The 17,912-nt window shown below is 55.2% G+C and carries 14 protein-coding genes and 1 pseudogene; 8 read left to right on the plus strand and 7 right to left on the minus strand.

All coding sequences use genetic code 11. The features are described from left to right. The first annotated feature begins 149 nt into the window (after nt 1-149). From N0M98_RS25570 to yunB, 5 genes are all read left to right on the plus strand, one after another. Nucleotides 150-1,658: an extracellular solute-binding protein gene (locus N0M98_RS25570; protein WP_259619572.1), complete on the plus strand. Its 1,509-nt coding sequence runs from the start codon at nt 150-152 to the stop codon at nt 1,656-1,658. A gap of 98 nt (nt 1,659-1,756) precedes the next feature. Further along, nucleotides 1,757-3,397: a hypothetical protein gene (locus N0M98_RS25575; RefSeq protein ID WP_259619573.1), complete on the plus strand. Its 1,641-nt coding sequence runs from the start codon at nt 1,757-1,759 to the stop codon at nt 3,395-3,397. Nucleotides 3,398-3,546: 149 nt separating this feature from the next. Further along, on the plus strand, nt 3,547-4,365 hold the full coding sequence (locus N0M98_RS25580; RefSeq protein WP_249865425.1) for a sugar phosphate isomerase/epimerase family protein: 819 nt from the start codon (nt 3,547-3,549) through the stop codon (nt 4,363-4,365). A 4-nt stretch (nt 4,366-4,369) separates the two neighbouring features. Then, nucleotides 4,370-5,437 carry an alpha/beta hydrolase family protein gene (locus N0M98_RS25585; RefSeq protein WP_259619574.1) on the plus strand — a complete coding sequence of 356 codons (1,068 nt, stop codon included), beginning with the start codon at nt 4,370-4,372 and terminating at the stop codon, nt 5,435-5,437. 348 nt (nt 5,438-5,785) lie between these two features. Then, nucleotides 5,786-6,598, plus strand: a complete 813-nt coding sequence (yunB, locus tag N0M98_RS25590; protein WP_259619575.1) for a sporulation protein YunB — start codon at nt 5,786-5,788, stop codon at nt 6,596-6,598. A gap of 176 nt (nt 6,599-6,774) precedes the next feature. Here yunB and N0M98_RS25595 read toward each other — a convergent pair whose 3' ends face one another. After that, nucleotides 6,775-7,812, minus strand: a complete 1,038-nt coding sequence (locus tag N0M98_RS25595; RefSeq protein WP_249865422.1) for a M23 family metallopeptidase — start codon at nt 7,810-7,812, stop codon at nt 6,775-6,777. A 184-nt stretch (nt 7,813-7,996) separates the two neighbouring features. Here N0M98_RS25595 and larC2 point away from each other — a divergent pair, with 184 nt between their 5' ends. Next, nucleotides 7,997-8,473, plus strand: a complete 477-nt coding sequence (gene larC2, locus N0M98_RS25600) for a nickel pincer cofactor biosynthesis protein LarC2 (RefSeq protein ID WP_249865421.1) — start codon at nt 7,997-7,999, stop codon at nt 8,471-8,473. 69 nt (nt 8,474-8,542) lie between these two features. Here the strand turns inward: larC2 and larC are convergent, their stop codons facing one another. After that, entirely contained in the window at nt 8,543-9,583 is a 1,041-nt protein-coding gene (gene larC, locus N0M98_RS25605; RefSeq protein ID WP_259619576.1) for a nickel pincer cofactor biosynthesis protein LarC, read from the minus strand. A 2-nt stretch (nt 9,584-9,585) separates the two neighbouring features. Continuing rightward, nucleotides 9,586-10,377, minus strand: coding sequence for a nickel pincer cofactor biosynthesis protein LarB (gene larB / locus N0M98_RS25610; protein WP_259619577.1), 792 nt, complete (start codon nt 10,375-10,377; stop codon nt 9,586-9,588). A 166-nt stretch (nt 10,378-10,543) separates the two neighbouring features. Between larB and lipA the strand changes: the two are divergent. Continuing rightward, nucleotides 10,544-11,422 (plus strand): annotated as a pseudogene (lipA, locus tag N0M98_RS25615) (lipoyl synthase); the annotation flags it as partial. 129 nt (nt 11,423-11,551) lie between these two features. Then, nucleotides 11,552-12,196 carry a YutD family protein gene (locus tag N0M98_RS25620; protein ID WP_259619579.1) on the plus strand — a complete coding sequence of 215 codons (645 nt, stop codon included), beginning with the start codon at nt 11,552-11,554 and terminating at the stop codon, nt 12,194-12,196. Between the two features lie 159 nt (nt 12,197-12,355). Here N0M98_RS25620 and N0M98_RS25625 read toward each other — a convergent pair whose 3' ends face one another. The 4 genes from N0M98_RS25625 to spoVV form a co-directional block, all read right to left on the minus strand. Next, complete coding sequence (locus N0M98_RS25625; protein ID WP_249865416.1) at nt 12,356-13,183, minus strand: NAD kinase; 828 nt, start codon at nt 13,181-13,183, stop codon at nt 12,356-12,358. A gap of 42 nt (nt 13,184-13,225) precedes the next feature. Then, nucleotides 13,226-13,903: a flagellar brake protein gene (locus N0M98_RS25630; protein WP_249865415.1), complete on the minus strand. Its 678-nt coding sequence runs from the start codon at nt 13,901-13,903 to the stop codon at nt 13,226-13,228. Nucleotides 13,904-14,058: 155 nt separating this feature from the next. Continuing rightward, nucleotides 14,059-16,605, minus strand: a complete 2,547-nt coding sequence (gene glgP / locus N0M98_RS25635; protein WP_259619580.1) for an alpha-glucan family phosphorylase — start codon at nt 16,603-16,605, stop codon at nt 14,059-14,061. A 51-nt stretch (nt 16,606-16,656) separates the two neighbouring features. Then, nucleotides 16,657-17,907, minus strand: a complete 1,251-nt coding sequence (gene spoVV, locus N0M98_RS25640) for a dipicolinic acid transporter SpoVV (protein WP_249865413.1) — start codon at nt 17,905-17,907, stop codon at nt 16,657-16,659. Nucleotides 17,908-17,912 lie beyond the last annotated feature (5 nt).

The following is a 17,912-nucleotide window of genomic DNA, read 5'->3' on the forward strand; positions in this document are numbered from 1 at the left end:
GATCCTCAAGCGAACGTCAGGTTAAAAATTGCCGATAGCGTGTAACGCGCGGGCAAAGGCATAATGAGCTTGCCTGCCCGCCGCAAGCCTCCGGGCCGTAAGGCTCCGGCGGAACGCTTCTTGAGCTTCTACAGGAGGTGGACGGAACAATGAGAACAAAAGAAGTTGCTGCGGTGCTGACACTAATGCTCGCGAGCGGGATCGCCGCGGGCTGCAGCGGGCCGGGTGGAGCGGCGAATACGGCGAAGAAAGGGGAAGGCCAATCGCCGTTTATATTGACGATTGCGACGGCGCAGGTCGGCGACATTCCGGAGAAGGAAAGCGACGTGCTCGAAGCGATCGAGAGCTATACGAATACGAGGCTGGATATTCAGTGGATACCGACCGCAGCCTACGACGATAAGATCAATATTATGATCGCTTCGAATGAAATGCCTATGATGCTGAGAGTCAAGTACATTCCGACGGCGATCAGCGCGATGAAGTCGGGCATGTTCTGGGAAATCGGACCTTATCTGAAGGAGTACAAAAACTTGTCCGCGCAAAACGGGCAGTTTTACGACAATATTTCGGTCGACGGCAAAGTTTACGGAATCCCGATCTACCGCGATATCGCAAGAGCGGCCTTAATCTACCGCAAAGATTGGCTCGATGCGCTCGGGCTAAAGCCTCCGGCTACGGCGGACGAATGGTATCAGGCATTGAAGGCGACGGCTCTCAACGATCCTGACAAAAACGGGAAAAACGATACGTACGGCATGGTGCTGTCCAAAAAATACAACGACGGCTCCGCTTCCGTTACGACGCGGCTTGCCACCAGCCTTGGAGCCCCGAACAAATGGGGAGTGGAAAACGGCCGGTTTATTCCGGAATTTATGACGGAACCGTTTATGGATATGCTGCGGATGCTCCGTAAGGCGTACAGCGAAAAGCTGATCAATCCGGATTTTGCCGTGCTGGACGAATCCGAGGCGGAGAAGGCTTACGACCTCGGCAAAGGGGCGATCCGCATAGCCGTCGCCCAGAATGCCAAAAGCATGCAGGATCGCCTGCAGAAAACGAATCCGAACGGCATATTCGACGTCATCCCTTTGGCAGGGTCTAAAGGAACGAGAGTATCGGGAGAAATCGGCAACAATGGCCTGTACGTTTTTCCGAAATCGACGGTCAAAACGGAAGAAGATCTCAAGAAAATTCTCGCTTTTGCGGATAAAATGATGGACCCGCCGATGTCGACGCTGCAGCTGCGAGGGCTCGAAGGCAAGCATTTTGTCAAAACGGCCGACGGCAAGACGGAAATGAAAGATTTCAGCGCCTTCCAGCGCGAGGTCAAGCCGTACCGGGACAGCTTGTTCAATATAGAGGGCTATAACGTGCTTCCGCTTAAGGACACTCCGTTGGGGGAAAAAGGCAATGAGGTCGCTCGGGATAATCTCGAGTTCTCGGTTCCGAATCCGGCGCTTAATCTCGATTCTCCGACGTATACGGATAAGGGCAAAGAGCTGGAGACGATGATTATGGATGCGCAAACCAGGTTTATCTTGGGCAAAATCGATGAAGCCGGCTGGCTCTCCGAAGTGGATAAATGGCGGAAGGCCGGCGGAGATATGATGATTAAGGAATATGAGCAGGCTTATGCGAAGGCAGGCAAGAAATAACATCCGATCGAATAAGTATAGAGATCGATGCGCCAGTATTCCGGGCGATTTGTTCTGCGGGGCTGGCGCAAGTTCGACATTCGGGGAGGACAGTGCATATGACGGAGCGTGTGAAGGATAAGGAAGCTTCAATCGTCCGGCGGTATATCGAAGCGGTGCGGCAATTCGCCGAATTGGCGCTGGATAAGGCGCGGGATCGTTACGGGAAGGAAGCTACTCCGCTGTTTGCCGACGGCATTCATTCGCGGACTTATGAGCCGGTTCGCTGGCTATCTCAGGGACAGAGCTGGACTCTATCCAATTTGGCCAATCAGCAAAATTGGCTGCGGACGCTTGACGGACTCAGCGAGCTGACGGGAGAAGCCCGTTATCGGGAGGCGGCGGAAGCGGCGGTCCGCTACGCCTTGGATGAGCTGCGCTACGGCAAGCTGTTGTACTGGGGCGGGCACATGGCCTTCGACTTGGAGAGCAAGCAACCGGTGCATGCCGCCGATAAAGGGCCGCAGCATGAGCTGAAATGCCATTATCCGTATTATGAGCTGATGAACCGGGTAAACCCGGAGGAGACCGCGCGCTATATTGAGGCGCTGTGGGCCGGTCATATTACCGATTGGAGCAATCTCGAATTCAGCCGCCACGGGCAGCCGGTCCGTGATCTGCGGGAACAGGACGTATGGGAGCAGGATTATGCGGAGGACAGCCCGGTTTTTTTCACCGGGCGCGGACTTACGTTCATTAATGCGGGGAGCGATCTGTTCTACGCCGCGGCGATGTATCATCGCTTCTTCGGCGAAGAGAAGCCGCTGCAATGGGCTAAGCGGCTCGCCCATCGCTATGTTGAAACCCGCAACCCCGAGACGGGGCTCGGCGGTTACCAATTCAGCATCTCCGTGCTGCCGGGACAGCGGGGAGATAGGGCCGTCGATCAGTTCGGCGAGCAGCTTAAGGAGCATGCCCCGATCGAAGCGACTCTGACCACGGCAAGGCAGGCGCATACGATCATCGGAGAGGCCGCGCTGTGCCGCATGTCGCTGGCCGAGACGCTGGGTACTTCCGGGCGTGAATTTCTGGACTGGGCCGTCGAGGATTTGCTCGCCTACGGCGAGTATGCTTACGACCCGTTCGATCATTCGTTTCATCCTATGCTGACGAACGGGACGAGATTGACCGGGCTCGTGATGGAGAAGAGCGGTTACTACGGACGCGCCGGCGAACAGCTCAAGGCGGCTCAGGCGGATGTGCTGCTGCTGTGGTCGTATGTGAAGGCATATCGGCTGTCCGGGAATGCCAAGCTGTGGACCTTGGCCAGAAGCATCGGCGGCGGCCTGGGCTTCGGCGATATCGGCACGCCGGAAGGAGGGGCAACGGACTTGCCGTCGGAGCTTCAAACCGCCGATCCTGTCGCTATCTTCGCGCTGCTGGAGCTGTTCGAGACGACGGGGCAGCGCAAGTTTCTGCAGCTGGCCCAAAGAGTCGGCGACCGCATCGTGCTGTACCGCTTCCATCGCGGGCTGTTCATGCCAAGCCCCGATCACGAATATGCGAAGCTCGATGCGTTGGAGCCGCTGGCGCTGCTGCATCTGGCGGCCGCGATGCTGGGCGTGCGCGGGCGCATGCCGGCGTACTGCGGCGGAAGGCCGTTTTTTGCCGCGGCTTACGACGGACTCGGGCATCAAACCGATAATATTTTGCTGTATCAGAAAAATCTGCCTTCTTCGCCGCTTGCAGAATCGCTTTAACGTGGCAGAGGAAACTGGTATCATGGAAGCGGAAGCGTTCGACATGTTCCCGGGTTAAGGAAATCCGGGGACCGCAGCGGCCGAAAGATGTCTCACGCATGTGCAGCCGTCGATTTCACCACACTTTTACAAGGGAGATGGGAAACAACATGTCAGTAGGAATTTTAGCGCATAACGTAGGCACGCTGCCGTATAAAGAGCTGGCGGCCAAGGTAGCCTCTTACCAATTCAAATATGTTCAGCTTGCTTTGTCCAAAGCGATTTCGGACGTCGATTGCAGCTTGGGCAAATTAAGCCCGGGGCTTGCGAACAACATCGCCGAGGCATTCGACAGAAACGGCGTAAAAATTCCCGTGCTAGGCTGTTACGTCAGTTTGATCGAGCTTGACGACGCCGCTTTCCGCCGCAATGTGGACCGGTTCAAGGAGCATTTAAGAATGGCCCGGCATTTCGGTACGGCCATCGTCGCTACGGAAACCGGCGTGCCGGATACGGATCAATTCGACCGTTATCAGGCGCGGTTGAAATCCGCCGTTGAGGAGCTTGCCGAAGAGGCGGAGAAATGGGGCGTGTTCATCGGCCTCGAAGCGGCCAACCGTCATTTGATCGGCTCTGCGCCGCAGCTTGCGGAGTTGATCGATGAGATCCCGTCCTCCAATATCGGCGTCGTTATCGATCCGGTTAACTTGATGACGCAAAGCAATTACGAGAACCAGCATGAAGTGATGCAGGAAGCGTTCCGCCTTCTCGGCAGCCGCGTTGTCAGCGTCCATGCCAAGGACATGCGGGTGAATGAGAACGGGAAGCTGGAGACCGTCTCCTCCGGCAGAGGCATGCTGAACTATCGGATGTTTATGGAGCTGGTCCAGCAGCATAAACCGCAGGTTCATATTACTTTGGAAGGCGTCCAAATCGAGCATATGGATTTATCCCGCGATTATGTGCTGAAGCATCTGGCGGAGGTGTAGCGCGATGGCTCCCGATCATGGAATGCCCGAAGCTTGGCGCCCAAACGCGCTGATCAACCGCTTGTATGAGCGAAGCGTAAGCAAGCACGCCGATATCGCCGCGCTGCCTCTTGAGGAGCAGGAAGCGGCCAGAGCGGAGCTGAGAGGCAAGCTGAAAGAGCTGCTCGGCTCGATTCCGGAGCAGGCGGACGAGCTGAGCGCGGTCGTCATGGAAAGCGTGGATTGCGGCGATTACATACGGGAGAAGGTTGAGTTCCGCACATATGACGACTTGACGATGCTGGCTTATGTGCTGGTGCCGCAGGCCGCCGCCGCGTCCGGCTCCGAGCGCCGCCCTGCGGTGCTGGCCGTTCACGGGCATGGCTACGGCAGCAAGGAGGTTGTAGGTTTAACGCCGACGGGCGAGGACAATACCGGCAATCCGAATCTGTACAAGCATTTCGCCGTAGAGCTGGCAAGGCGCGGCTTCGTCGTCATTGCGCCGGAGCTGCTCGGCTTCGGAGAACGCAGGATGGCCGAGGATGCGAAGGCCGAGCCGGGCGGCAATTCCTGCTTCCGCCTCGCCTCTTCTCTGATGCTGATGGGGCAATCGCTGGCGGGCGTCAGAGTGTACGAGCTGCTCCGCACCGTCGATTACGCCTTCACCCGTCCGGAGATCGATCCGCAGCGGATCGGCGTCATGGGAATGTCCGGCGGCGGTATGGTGACGGCGCTTGCTTCGGCGCTTGACGTGCGCTTCGGGGCGACGGTCGTCAGCGGTTATACGAACCTGTTTAAGACGAGCATTATGGACCGTAACCATTGTCTCGACAACTATGTTCCGGGACTGCTGCAGTACGGCGAAATGCCGGACTGGATCGGCCTGATCGCGCCGCGGCCGCTCTTCATTGAATCGGGGAGCGGAGACACGGTATTTCCGATCCGCGGTTCCCGCGAAGCAGTCGCCAGACTGCAGCGCATCTATGACAGCGCCAATAACGGCGAAGCGTTCGGTTACGAAATATTCGAAGGCAAGCATGAAATCTCGGGAGCGCAGTCTTATCAGTGGCTCGTTTCGCAGCTAATGTCTTAAAGCCATCATAACTATAGGATCGGTCATAGGGGGGCGCCGTTTGCGGCGCGTCCCTTTTTTGACGGAATTTATAAGTTTTGGGGCTCCCCCGAAAGGAAAGTCTAGCCCTAGAACGATCCCAGAGGAAGGGTTAGACGCCGATCCAGCTGAAGCCGGATGCGGACGGAATAAGCTTCAGAGCATCACGCCACTTTTGGGGGATTTGTTCCGGGGGAGAAGCGGGCTTGCTCTTCTTTTTTTGCCCGGGGGCGCATAAGCTGTAACGTACATGCCGAGGCCGTCTTAAGAAAAATACAAGCGTGGCGCCCGCGGCCCGGCTTGTTACGCTTTGCGTTAGGGGGGAACCGGATGCCGATGCTGAAACGAAGGTGGAAGAGCAGCCCCACAGGCGCGAAAAAAATGAGACGCAATCTGCTGCTCCTCTTTCTCATTTTTGTATTGTTTGCGGTGCAGTCGTTTATTTACTTGGAAAAAAACTTGTGGCCGCCGCTCGTCAATTTGGCGAAAGTACGCCTGAAGCAGATCGCCACCCAGTCGATCAATACGGCGATCTCCGACAGATTGTCGCTGGGGACGAACTACGAGCAGCTGATCGACTGGAGAACGGATAAGAACGGCAAAATTACCGGCTTCATGCTGAACTACTCGGAGCATATGCGCATTACGTCGGATACGATCAAGACGGTAGAGGGACAGCTGCTTAACCTGCAGTCGATTCCGGAGCATATTCCGCTCGGTCAGGCTATGCACAGCTCCATTCTCGCTTCGTTCGGCCCGAATATTCCCGTCCGGCTGGTCCCAGCAGGCAATGTAAAGGTCGATTTGAACACCAGGTATCAAAATGCAGGCATTAACATGATTCTGGTGGAGGTGTATATCCATATCGTCGCCGAAGTGAGCGTGATCATCCCGTTCGATTCCGAGCCGGAAGTGGTGGAGACGGAGGTTCCCGTATCTTACGCTCTTGTCGTGGGCGACGTTCCGACGTATTACTTCGACGGCAAGGGAAATCCGGCGGGCAGCAATACGCCTCCGCCGAGCTTGGCGCTGCCTCCGGGCATCAACAGCATGATGAACAAGGACGGTTCCGCCGCCGCGGGAACGGGAGCGGGCGCTGCAGCCGGAAGCGCCAAGAGCGGCGCAGAATCGGCTGCCAAGTAAACGAGCCGGGTGCCGTTAGGCTCCCGGCTTAAGGCCGCTGCGCTGCGGCGTGGGCCTTAAGCGCTTTGCGTACGCTGCGCCTTCGAGAGACGCGGCACAGCCCGCGTATTTCGCCCGGCAAAGTCTACCGAAATAAACTCCGGCCCTTTGGGCGCGGAGTTCACGGAACCGACCGGTCATTTCTTTTTGCGCATGCGTTCTTCGCGCTCCCATTTGCGCAGATGCGGATATGGGTCGAAAGACCAATCCGTTAACCCGTTATCGCGGTACATGCCGTAATGCAAATGAGGCGGAAATTTGCCCGAAGTGCCCGGCTTGCCGTAGCCCGAGCTGCCGACCCAGCCGACGACTTGCCCTGGGGTGACGATATCTCCGGTCTTTACTTCTTTATTGAAGCCGGATAGGTGAGCGTAATAGTGATACACATTATTAAGATCGCGAATGCCTACCCGCCATCCACCGTACGGGTTCCAGCCCATTTCTTCTATAATTCCATAAGCCGCGCTGCGCACGGGTACACCGTAACCGGCAAACAAGTCGGTTCCTTCGTGAATTCGGTAACCGCCCCAACCGCGGCTTGCTCCCCAAGTGCTGCGGTAGGAGTAATCGGCCTTAAGCGGCAGCACAAAAGCATGCTCATGCAGCTCCAGCGTATCGAATTTGCCGTATATTTTGGCGAATTGCTGGACGCGTTCCACACTGCGGGTATTTTGGTAATATTCCCATAACCCGATCCGCAAATCTTCCTCGACGGAGCCGTGCTTGAGCAGGAGCATTGCCATCGAATACAGAACGTCAAGATCGTTCTTGCGGTCGGCTCGTCCGTCTCCGGACCCGTCTCTGCCAATTCCGTCGAATAAAGCGATCGTCCCGGGATTGGTATCGTCATGATCGGGATTCATCATCCCGCCCCATTGAAGCTCGGAGAAGTAGATGCCGACCAGTCCGTCATTTGCAGGACGTTTGCGGGCCAGATTGATCGTCCGTTCGTATTGATCGAGCGCTGCGAGGTAGTACCAGGGGATGCCCGTCACCGCGCCGACCTTCTCGAACAGATCTTTGCGTTCGGCAAAAACGATTTTCATGCTTTTGGCGTCTGTCCCCGGTTTTGGAGCTGTAGCGGCGGGAGCAGCCTGTGCAGGGCAAACCGCTCCGAAGAGAATGCTGCCGCATAATGAAATTGCAACAATAGGGTGCAACCATCTCGCTGCCATAAGCGAATAACCTCCACACACATTTAGTTAGCTATAGGATGTGAAGCGGATAATAATTTTATCCAAGGCAAGCCGCCCGGATACGGATGTCAGGAATGATTTTCAACGGCTCCAATTTTTGATATAATGTGGACAATTTGCAAGGTCGACAAATGTTTGCCGTCGGACACGGAAGGGGTAAGGGATGGATTTTCAACATAGGGAAGAGCATAGGGATGAAGGAATGCTGCTGCTTCAAGCGAATATCGACGACATGAACCCGGAGCTGTGCTCCTATGTCGGCGACCGGCTGTTCGAGGCCGGTGCGAATGATGTGTACTGGATTCCGATTATTATGAAAAAAGGACGTCCCGGCGTTATGCTGAACGTGCTGGCCGATGAAGCGAAGCTGGCGCAGGTAGAAGATATTATTTTCCGGGAGACGACGACCATCGGTTTGCGGTATATGCGTGCAACCTGCCACAGGCTGGGCCGGCAATTCCGAAAGGTGGAGACGCCGTGGGGAGCGATCAGCGTGAAAGCGGGGTACCATAATGGAACGATGGTGCAGTTTGCGCCGGAATTCAAGGAATGCGAGCAAGCCGCGCTAACTTACGGAGTCCCGCTCAAGCAAGTATACGACGAGGTGCGAAGATTATTTTTAAACGAAAGCAATAATTGAACCAGAAGGGAAAAAAGCCGACAATCGGCGGAAGCGATTGTCGGCTCTTTACGCATCGTTCGTCCGATTCTACTGCTTGATGCAGGAAGATGTCGGACTGCCGTGATCATGATCGTGCCGCTCATGGCTGTGCTCATGCAAATGACTGTGGCTATGGTTATGCTCTTCATGGCTGTGGGCATGAGGTTGTTCATGAGTGTGGTCATGGTCGTGCGAATGCGAATGTGAATGACCGTGCTCATGGCCGTGATGGTGATCGTGCGAATGATCATGGTCATGATGGTGATGGTTATGATCATGATGATGTTCATGTTCATGATGGTGATGCTCATGGGTATGATGAATGTCTTCATGAATCATTTGAAATTTATGCTTGTAAGGATCGGCTTTGCCGATAACGACTCTCAGCACGTTCGGCTGGTTCGGCAGATCCCGCGTTCCGGCTCCGTAGCCGATGGTCTCTACGATCATCGGAGGATAGCTTCTGGCGAATTCGTCGACCAGGCCGGAGATAATCCCGGCGCCCGTCGGCGTGGTCATTTCCACGGCGTAGGACGTCGGCGCAATCGGTAGCCCGCGCATCATTTCAAGCGTGGCCGGAGCGGGAACGGGATAAATGCCGTGATCGCAGCGAACCGTTCCGGAGCCGAGAGGGACAGGGGACGAATAGATTTTCTCTACGTCCAGAGAATCCAGCGCCAAAGCGACGCCGATTACGTCGACGATGGAATCGATCGCGCCGACTTCGTGGAAATGCACTTTATCGAGCGGAAGATCGTGAATTTTCCCTTCGGCGATTCCGATTTTTTCGAAAATGTCCAGGCTCATTTTGACCACGCGCTCATTGAATCCGGCCTGATGAATGATCTTTACGATCTCCGAATAATGACGGTGATGCGACGGCGGGTTGTCGGGATCGAGAATAACGTCCATTTTCAGCGCCGAAATTCCTTTTTTGTTGACGCGCTTCCACTCCAAAGCAAAGGGCTCGATCTTGATTTTGCGAAGCTCTTCCTCAACGTAGCTGCGGTCTGCGCCCGCATCGACCAAGGCGGCCAAGGTCATGTCGCCGCTGATGCCGGAGAAACAATCCAAATAAGCTATTTTCATCGTTAATCCCTCTTTAATGTAGTTTTGTAAATGAGTGCGGCGTTGTAGCCCGCACCGAAGCCGTTATCGATATTGACGACGGACACGCCCGAAGAGCAGGAGTTGAGCATCGTTAGCAGCGCGGCGAGACCTTGAAAGCTGGCGCCGTATCCGACGCTGGTCGGCACGGCGATGACGGGCTTGGCCACCAGGCCGCCGACGACGCTGGTCAAGGCGCCTTCCATGCCGGCCGCTACGACGATAGCCGTCGCATCGCGGATGACGTCGAGCCTGCGGAACAGGCGGTGGATGCCGGCTACGCCGACATCGTAGATTCTTTCTACGCGGCATCCCATGCATTCCGCCGTCAAGGCCGCTTCCTCGGCGACCGGCAGATCGGAAGTGCCGGCGCAGACGACGGCGATATATCCGGAGCCTTCCGGCTTGCGCGCCGCTTCCGTGCGGAACCAGGTCATGACGCGGGCTTCTTTGTGGTAGGAAACGCCTTCTATCCGGCTTTGCACGAATTCGGCTTTATCGCCGCTGACGCGTGTGGCCAGCACGCGATCCGAATGTTCGACGAGCCGGCCGAATATGGCCGCGATCTGCTCCGCCGTCTTGCTCTCCCCGTAAATGACTTCCGGGAAGCCGGTTCTGCGTTCCCGGTCCAGATCGAGTTGGGCGAAGCCGAGATCGTCGACACGGCCAGCCGGAGAGGCGTCCGCAGCCATCAGCTCGTCCAGATGCTTCCGGGCTTCTGCGACGTCAAGATCGCCCGAACGAACGAGCTTTAAGATTGCATCTACATTTATCATAAAAAAAGCATTCCCCCGGACATTATGTATTAAATAGAGGCGTTTTGCAGCCTGTTTGCGTTCTTTCCTAGTTTATCACAAATAAAATGGAAAGTGGATTGTTCCGGCGTTCGTTGATATAATAGCGTAAAGAGTATGGACAAAGAATTCAGAAAGCAGGGACAGAACTATGTCTACTCGTCAAATAGAGCGTAAACCGGATTGGCTTAAAATCAAGCTGACCACCGGGGATAATTTTAAAGAACTGAAAAATATGATGCGCGGCAAAACGCTGCATACCGTATGCGAGGAAGCCAAATGCCCCAATATTCACGAATGCTGGGCGAACCGGACGGCGACCTTCATGATATTAGGAGATATATGTACCAGGGCGTGCAGGTTTTGCGCCGTAAAGACCGGGCTTCCGACAGAGCTTGATCTGCAGGAACCCGAACGCGTAGCCGAAGCGGCGGAACAAATGGGCTTGCAGCATGTCGTCGTGACGTCGGTCGCAAGGGACGATCTGGCGGATGGAGGCGCGTCGATCTTTGCCGCCACGATCAAGGCGCTTCGCAAGCGGCTGCCGCTGTGCAGCGTCGAGGTGCTGATCCCCGATTTCCTGGGCAACGAACAATCGCTGAGGACGGTGCTCGAGGCAAAGCCGGACATTTTGAATCACAATATCGAGACGGTGGAGCGGCTTTCCGACAAAGTGCGGGCTAAGGCCAAATACCGCCGTTCGATACAACTGCTGGAGCGGTCGAAGCACATCGCGCCGCAAATTCCAACCAAGTCTAGCATTATGCTGGGCGTTGGCGAGGAATGGGACGAAATTTTAAAGACGATGGACGATTTGCGCGAAGTAGACTGCGACATTATGACGATCGGACAATATTTGCAGCCGTCGCTGAACCATCTCCCGGTAACGAAATATTATCCGCCGTCCGAATTCGCCGATTTGAAGGCGGAGGGCATGAAGCGCGGCTTCAGCCATGTCGAGTCCGGTCCGATGGTGCGGAGCTCATATCATGCTCATGAACAGGTCAAATCGGTAAAGCAGGCTTAACGTCCGTATGACCGATAACGGCTGCACTGCAGCCAGAATCGGGGTGCAGCATCGAACGGAATAGTTTGCGCACGGGCAGTCGGCATATCTTTTAGAAATGGGGCAAACAGTCAGGAGGGGACCGAATTCGTGATCCATATTGCCAATAAAACGTACGAAGTGGTAGTCGACCACAAAAACGGCTGGAAGCCCGAAGCCTTCCGCGACCGGTACAGCGAGGTGCTGGAACGGTATGATTTCATCGTCGGAGATTGGGGTTACAATCAGCTTCGTTTGCGAGGTTTCTTCAAGGATACGCACCCCAAGGCAACGAAGGAATCCTCTATCGCCACGTTACAGGATTATTTGAACGAGTACTGCAATTTTGGCTGCGCTTATTTTATTATCGAGAAGGTCTCTTCCAAGCAGCAGAACGGCCAGCACGACAGCGAGCCTGCCGGAGAAGCCGAGGAAAGCCGTCAGGAGCCTAAGCGCGAGGATCAGCTTGATGTGGAACAGCCGGAGCGACTGGAAAAACCGGAAAGGCCGGAGCGAGCGGAAAGACAGGAAAGAAATAAGCCGGCCAATGACTCGTCAAAAGAGTCTAATTCGGAAAAGCAGCCTCATTCGGAGAAGCAGCACGCTCCGTCGGAGAGACCGCCCCAACAGCAAAATCAAAATCAGCCTAACCGTAAAAATAATTCGAACGGATCGAATCACAGACAGCACCGGAATCATCACAAGCAAGGACAGCAGCGCCAGGCGCAGCACAATCAGCAGCATGTGAAGCAATAGACGGAGAGAAGGGGCGGGCCGGCATTAAGCCGGTTTGGCTCGCTGCCTTTACCGGGGCAGGCTTAAAGCAGCCAAACGGGCCTATCACAAATTGCTTAGACTTCGCTTTCGAGGGCAAAGAGCTCCCGGGAAGCGGCAAAAAGCCTTGACCGGCACCGGTCAAGGCTTTTTTTCGTGAATCGGTTCGTATCCTATGAACGCTTCCCGCACGCGGCTCCAGAACGGGAACGGGCGGAAACGGGCGAATTTGACCTTCTTGCCTGCCGCCACCATGCTGCGGATCGAGAGAATGTCGTCCCGCTGCATAATAATATGGTCGAGCGAGAGCAGAATGTTCTGTCCGGCCCGCGGATAAATATCGCAGTGATGATGCTTCGGCAGCAAAATCGGCGAACCGAGCGTACGGAACACGCGATTGTTAATCGAAGCGATCTCGGCAATCTGAATGGCGTCGAGCGATGGATGTACGATGGCTCCGCCCAAGCTCTTGTTATACGCCGTGCTGCCCGGAGGGGTCGATATGCAAATACCGTCTCCCCGGAACGTTTCGAACGGTTCGTCGTTAATATGAAGCTCGGCCATCAGCGTGACATCGACGCCTTTTAACGTAAACTCGTTGAAGGCCAGCTGTGTTTCGATTCCTTGAGGCGTCGTAATCTGTATTTCCACCAGCGGGTATTTGACGACCCGCAGATCGTTTTGCTGCGCGCTCTCGCCCATCATGTCGGCCAGCATTTCCACTTCGTCAGGCTTCCAATCGGCAAAAAAACCGAGCCGTCCGGTATGTATCCCGACAAAAGCGATCGTATCCAGCTGATCCTTATACTTGTGGAACGCGTGCAGCATGGTGCCGTCGCCGCCGATCGACAGCACCACATCGGGATTCGCTTCGTCATGATGCAAACCGCGTTCCCGGATCAGAGTATGGAAAGTTTGCATTAATTGAAACGATATATCGTCGCCGCGGTGAATGACACTATACTTCAAAAGAAATATCCTCCTAACGGTTATCCTACGGGTACCGTCCGCTTATTCGCCCGAACGGGTACAATATTCGTCGATTTGGTGAGTAAGACTTTCCGGAATGTTCCGGAATTCAACGGCAATCCGATAAGAATCATTGCTGAAATGGGAGACCCGGACGATCTCGCCGTTAATGACAAATTTATGCGGATGATCCGGCAAAACGAAGCTGAGCTCCAAAAACAACGGGTAAAAAATACGCGTATTCGTGACGAACGACAATCCGCCTGCCGAAATGTCCTGAATCTGCCCCGAGAAAGCGATGCCTTGATGGGTCGAGGCTTTGCGCACGCCGATGATGCGGCAGGTAAGCGGAGTACGCGCCGGCAGATGAATACGCTGAAACCGCCGGTTTTGGAACGTATTGAGCTCTTGCGGAGCCGATAAAGTCAACGAGCAAATATTGCGTTTGGTTTCGACATGGAGCAGATCGACGAAGGCGTAGTATAGAATCCCCCGCTCGCGGAAAGAGAATTCGATAAAGCATACATGATGCAGCTTCTCGAGCGGATTCATCGTATGAAATTCCATCGTGGCGACGAGCTGCTGTTCGTCTACTTTTTGCAGCATAAAACTATCCTCGTAGCAGAACGGCATGCCTTCTTTCGTCTCGCCGACGATAATCAGATTGCAGTTCGTACGAGGAACAACCATTTCAAAAGCCAAGGCTTGGTTCCAATTCATAGGATCACCATAGAGTCATAGTAATAAACATAATTCCATAATAATCAATATTTCCCCATAACACAATGCCGGCTGCGTCAGGAACTTGAAAAAGCTCCCTACTAAAGACCTAAGAGGCCTGAAAGCAGGGAGCTATGGATATGCCGTTGGCTCTACTATAAGCTGGTAACGAGCGGAAGCTCGAAGGAGCTTGCGAAGTTTGCGCTGACCGGATGAACGCGGACGGAAAAATGGGCTCTATGCTGCAGATGGGAAGGGATGACCGCCCGATATTGGACGACCCGGTCGCCCAGCTCCTTAAGCGGCTCCATGGCGACCACGACTGGATGCCAGCCGTCCGGGCGCTCTTCGTAATACACGAGCTCGACGGCCGTATCCCGATACCAGATCGGCCCGAACCGGATCGTCGCGGTCACTTCCTTGGAGGGCTGGCGCGCATCGGTTATTTTCGGCGGTGACGGCTTTCCGTTCGCGCCGTCGTTGACCTCCAGAATACGGACAAAATGCCAGTTGGCGTAAACGAACTGCTTGAAGTCGGCGACTTTGGTTACCGCGTCGTAATCGTCCGCAATCAGCGACAAAATCCGCTTTAACGTCGGAATATAAGTCTGGTTCGTATAGTCCATGACCATCCGATCCGTATTATATACCGGAGCGAGCGTCTGAATCGAGCGTTTCATCCGGGCGGCCCATTGATGCGGCAGCTTGCCTTGATTGTAATAGAGCGGAACGATCTCCTGTTCAAGCTTGCGATAGATCGATTCGGTGTTCTCCTTCTCCTGCATCTGCCAATCCGCTTCTTGGCTGCCGTCGATGCTCCAGCCGTTGCTGCCGTCGTAGCCTTCCTCCCACCATCCGTCAAGGATGCTGAAGTTAATGACGCCGTTCAGAGCAGCCTTTTGCCCGCTGGTGCCGCTGGCTTCATAAGGCCGGCGCGGATTGTTCAGCCATACGTCCACGCCTTGCACCAGATAGCGGGCCAAGTTCATATCGTAGTTTTCCAGAAGGACGATTTTACCGCGGAACCGGTCCATTTGGGATACCCGGTAAATCTCGCGGATCATCTCCTGGCCCGGGTGGTCCGCAGGATGCGCCTTGCCTGCGAACAGAAACTGCACGGGACGCTGCGGATCATTGACCAGCCGGTCGAGCCGCTGCAAGTCGTTGAAGATCAAATTGGCTCTTTTATAAGTGGCAAACCGCCGCGCGAAGCCGATCGTCAGCGCATCCGCGGATAGAAATCCGCGTACTTCCTCGACTTTGTCCGCGGGCAGATCGTTGCGCCTGCGCTGCTCCCTCAGATTGGCACGCGCATAGCGGATCAGCCGTTCCTTTAATTGCCTGTGGATTTCCCATAACGATTCCGACGGGATCAGCTCGATGGAGCGCCATAAATCCGCGTTCGTCTGATTGGCCTGCCAATTGCCGGGGAGGAAGCGATCGTACAGTTCTTTTAGCTCGGGAGCCAGCCAGGTAGCAAGATGGACGCCGTTCGTAATATGGCCGATAGGCACTTCGCGCTCGTCGATATTGCCGTGGAAGGAACGAAACATCTCGCGGGACACTTGACCGTGAAGCTTGCTGACGCCGTTGCGCAGCGCGGCGGTGTTCAACGCCAGATGAGTCATGTTGAACAGCGGTTTGCTGTCCTCAAGCCCCAGCTTCATCCAAGCCTGCTTATGCTCTTTCCACCGGGAGAACAGCGTGCTGAAGTAATATTCGACCATAGGGATCGGAAAAGCGTCGTGGCCCGCCGGAACGGGCGTATGGGTCGTAAATACCGAGCTGGCACGGATAATCTCGACCGCCACATGGAAAGGGACACCGTTCTCAAGCTGCTCCCGGATACGTTCAATCGCCTGAAAGGCGGCATGCCCTTCATTGATATGGTACACGGCGGTAGGCAGATTAAGCGCCCGCAGCGCTTTGACGCCGCCAACGCCAAGCAGCACCTCCTGGGCGATCCGAATATCCTGGTTGCCGCCGTACAATTGACCGGTAAGCTCACGATCCCACGGGCTGTTGCCTTCGATGTCCGCATCGAGCAGGTATACCGAGTTGCGTCCGACGAGCACTTGCCATATATGCAGCGTGACGATGCGATCTCCCAAGTTTACCTGGACGGCGAGACGTTCTCCTTGATCGGTCAGTACCGGGAGCAAAGGAAGCTTCGTAAAGTCATAGACGACGTCTTCGGCTTGCTGCGACCCTGCCGTATTGATTTTTTGATTGAAATAGCCTTTTTTGTAGAGCAATCCGATTCCGGTAAGAGGGATGCCGAGATCGCTCGCCGATTTGCAATGATCGCCCGCGAGAATGCCCAAGCCGCCGGAGTAAATGGGCAGCGATTCATGAAAGCCGAACTCGGCGGAAAAATAAGCGATTCGGTAAGCGAGCTGCTCCGGGTACGTTTTTTCAAACCAGGTCGGTTCGCTGCGGTAATGATCCCACTGTTTGAGCACGTGCTCGTATCGCTGAAGAAAACGGTCATCACGGCTCAGGCTTTCCCAGACGGCCGGGTCCGTCTCGACTAGCAGGCGAACGGGATTGTGGAGAATTTGATCCCAGCGCTCCCTGTCAATTTGGGCGAACAGCTCCAAAGCATCTTGATTCCAGCTGAACCATACGTTGTATGCCAATTCGGGCAAGCGTTGTATCGCTTGGGGAAGATTCATGTCCGTATAAGGAAATTTTGTATTCATGCCATCACCAACCTTTGCTTCGTACGTCACTTGGACGCTCTTATTATCTTGTTATACCAACCTCTTCATACATGCTTTCACTACGAAGCGCAGGATGAATAACAGGATGAACAGCATGAGGACAAGTGCAAAAGTCATCACCCCCCAGGGCAGCGTGAAACGCCATAGAGTAGTCAATGGCGATGTGACGTCCATAGCGGGAACGAAGGCGGCCAGCGCGCTGCGGGAAGGCTGCATCGGCTCCCACAGCACAAATACGGCGAAACAAGCCATTAAAGCATGAAGCAGACGGGATACGAAAAAAGGAAAATACCGTAAATTCGTGCGGTGCAGCACGCTGACGACTTGGGCATGTACGGATAATCCCGCCCAGGAAAGCACGAAAGCGGCGATAGCCACTTTGTACATAAGCGGGATGCCGTCCCCGGCTCCGCCCGCCGATTTGGCGCCCAGCGTAACCTCGAAAATGCCGTTGACTACCGCATGGGAGAGCGGCAGAGGAACGTCGAACTGCTGAAGCACCGCATTTATCCCTATGTAGAAAATGTTCATGATATGCGCAGAGCTCATCACTTCAATTACTGCGGAGAAGAGTACGACCAACCCTCCCAACACGAAAACAAGCTGCAGCGACGACGAAACGGCCTGCTTGAGCATCTCTCCGATGGGACGCCCGTCCCGCATACGGGAGGCGTGCATCGTCTCGAAGGCGCGCGTCCAAATGTTCGATCCCGCCTTGGATAAGGCTGCGGAATCGGCGGCAAGCGGCGAGGACGGCTCGCCCTTGCGCCCGTGATAACGCATCAGCACCCCGAGCAGCATAGCCGTGCCGTAATGCGCGGCAGCCAGGATGCCGGCCAGGCCGGCGTCATGGAAGAAGCCGACGGAAACCGCGCCGATCAGGAAGATCGGATCGGACGAGGTGGTAAAGGAGACCAGCCGCTCGCCTTCCTCCCGGTTGATCAGCTTTTGCTCCCACAGCTGGCTTGTCAGCTTGGCCCCGATCGGGTACCCGGAGGCGAAGCCCATGGCTACGACGAAGCCTCCGATGCCCGGGATGCGAAATACCGGCCGCATCAGCGGATCGAGCAGCGTGCCGAAGAAATGGACGAGACCGATCCCGAGCATCATTTCGGATATGACAAAAAAAGGGAAAAGCGCCGGGAACAAGACATCCCACCAAATGGACAGGCCTTTGAGGGACGCGCGGAACACTTCCGCGGGGAAGGCGAGCATGAGGAGCAGCAAACATAGCAGCAGCGCCGAGACTAACGTCATGGCGGCATATTTCTTCAGTAGCATGGCAC

Source organism: Paenibacillus doosanensis, from assembly GCF_025060755.1.
Classification (GTDB): Bacteria; Bacillota; Bacilli; order Paenibacillales; family NBRC-103111; genus Paenibacillus_S; species Paenibacillus_S doosanensis.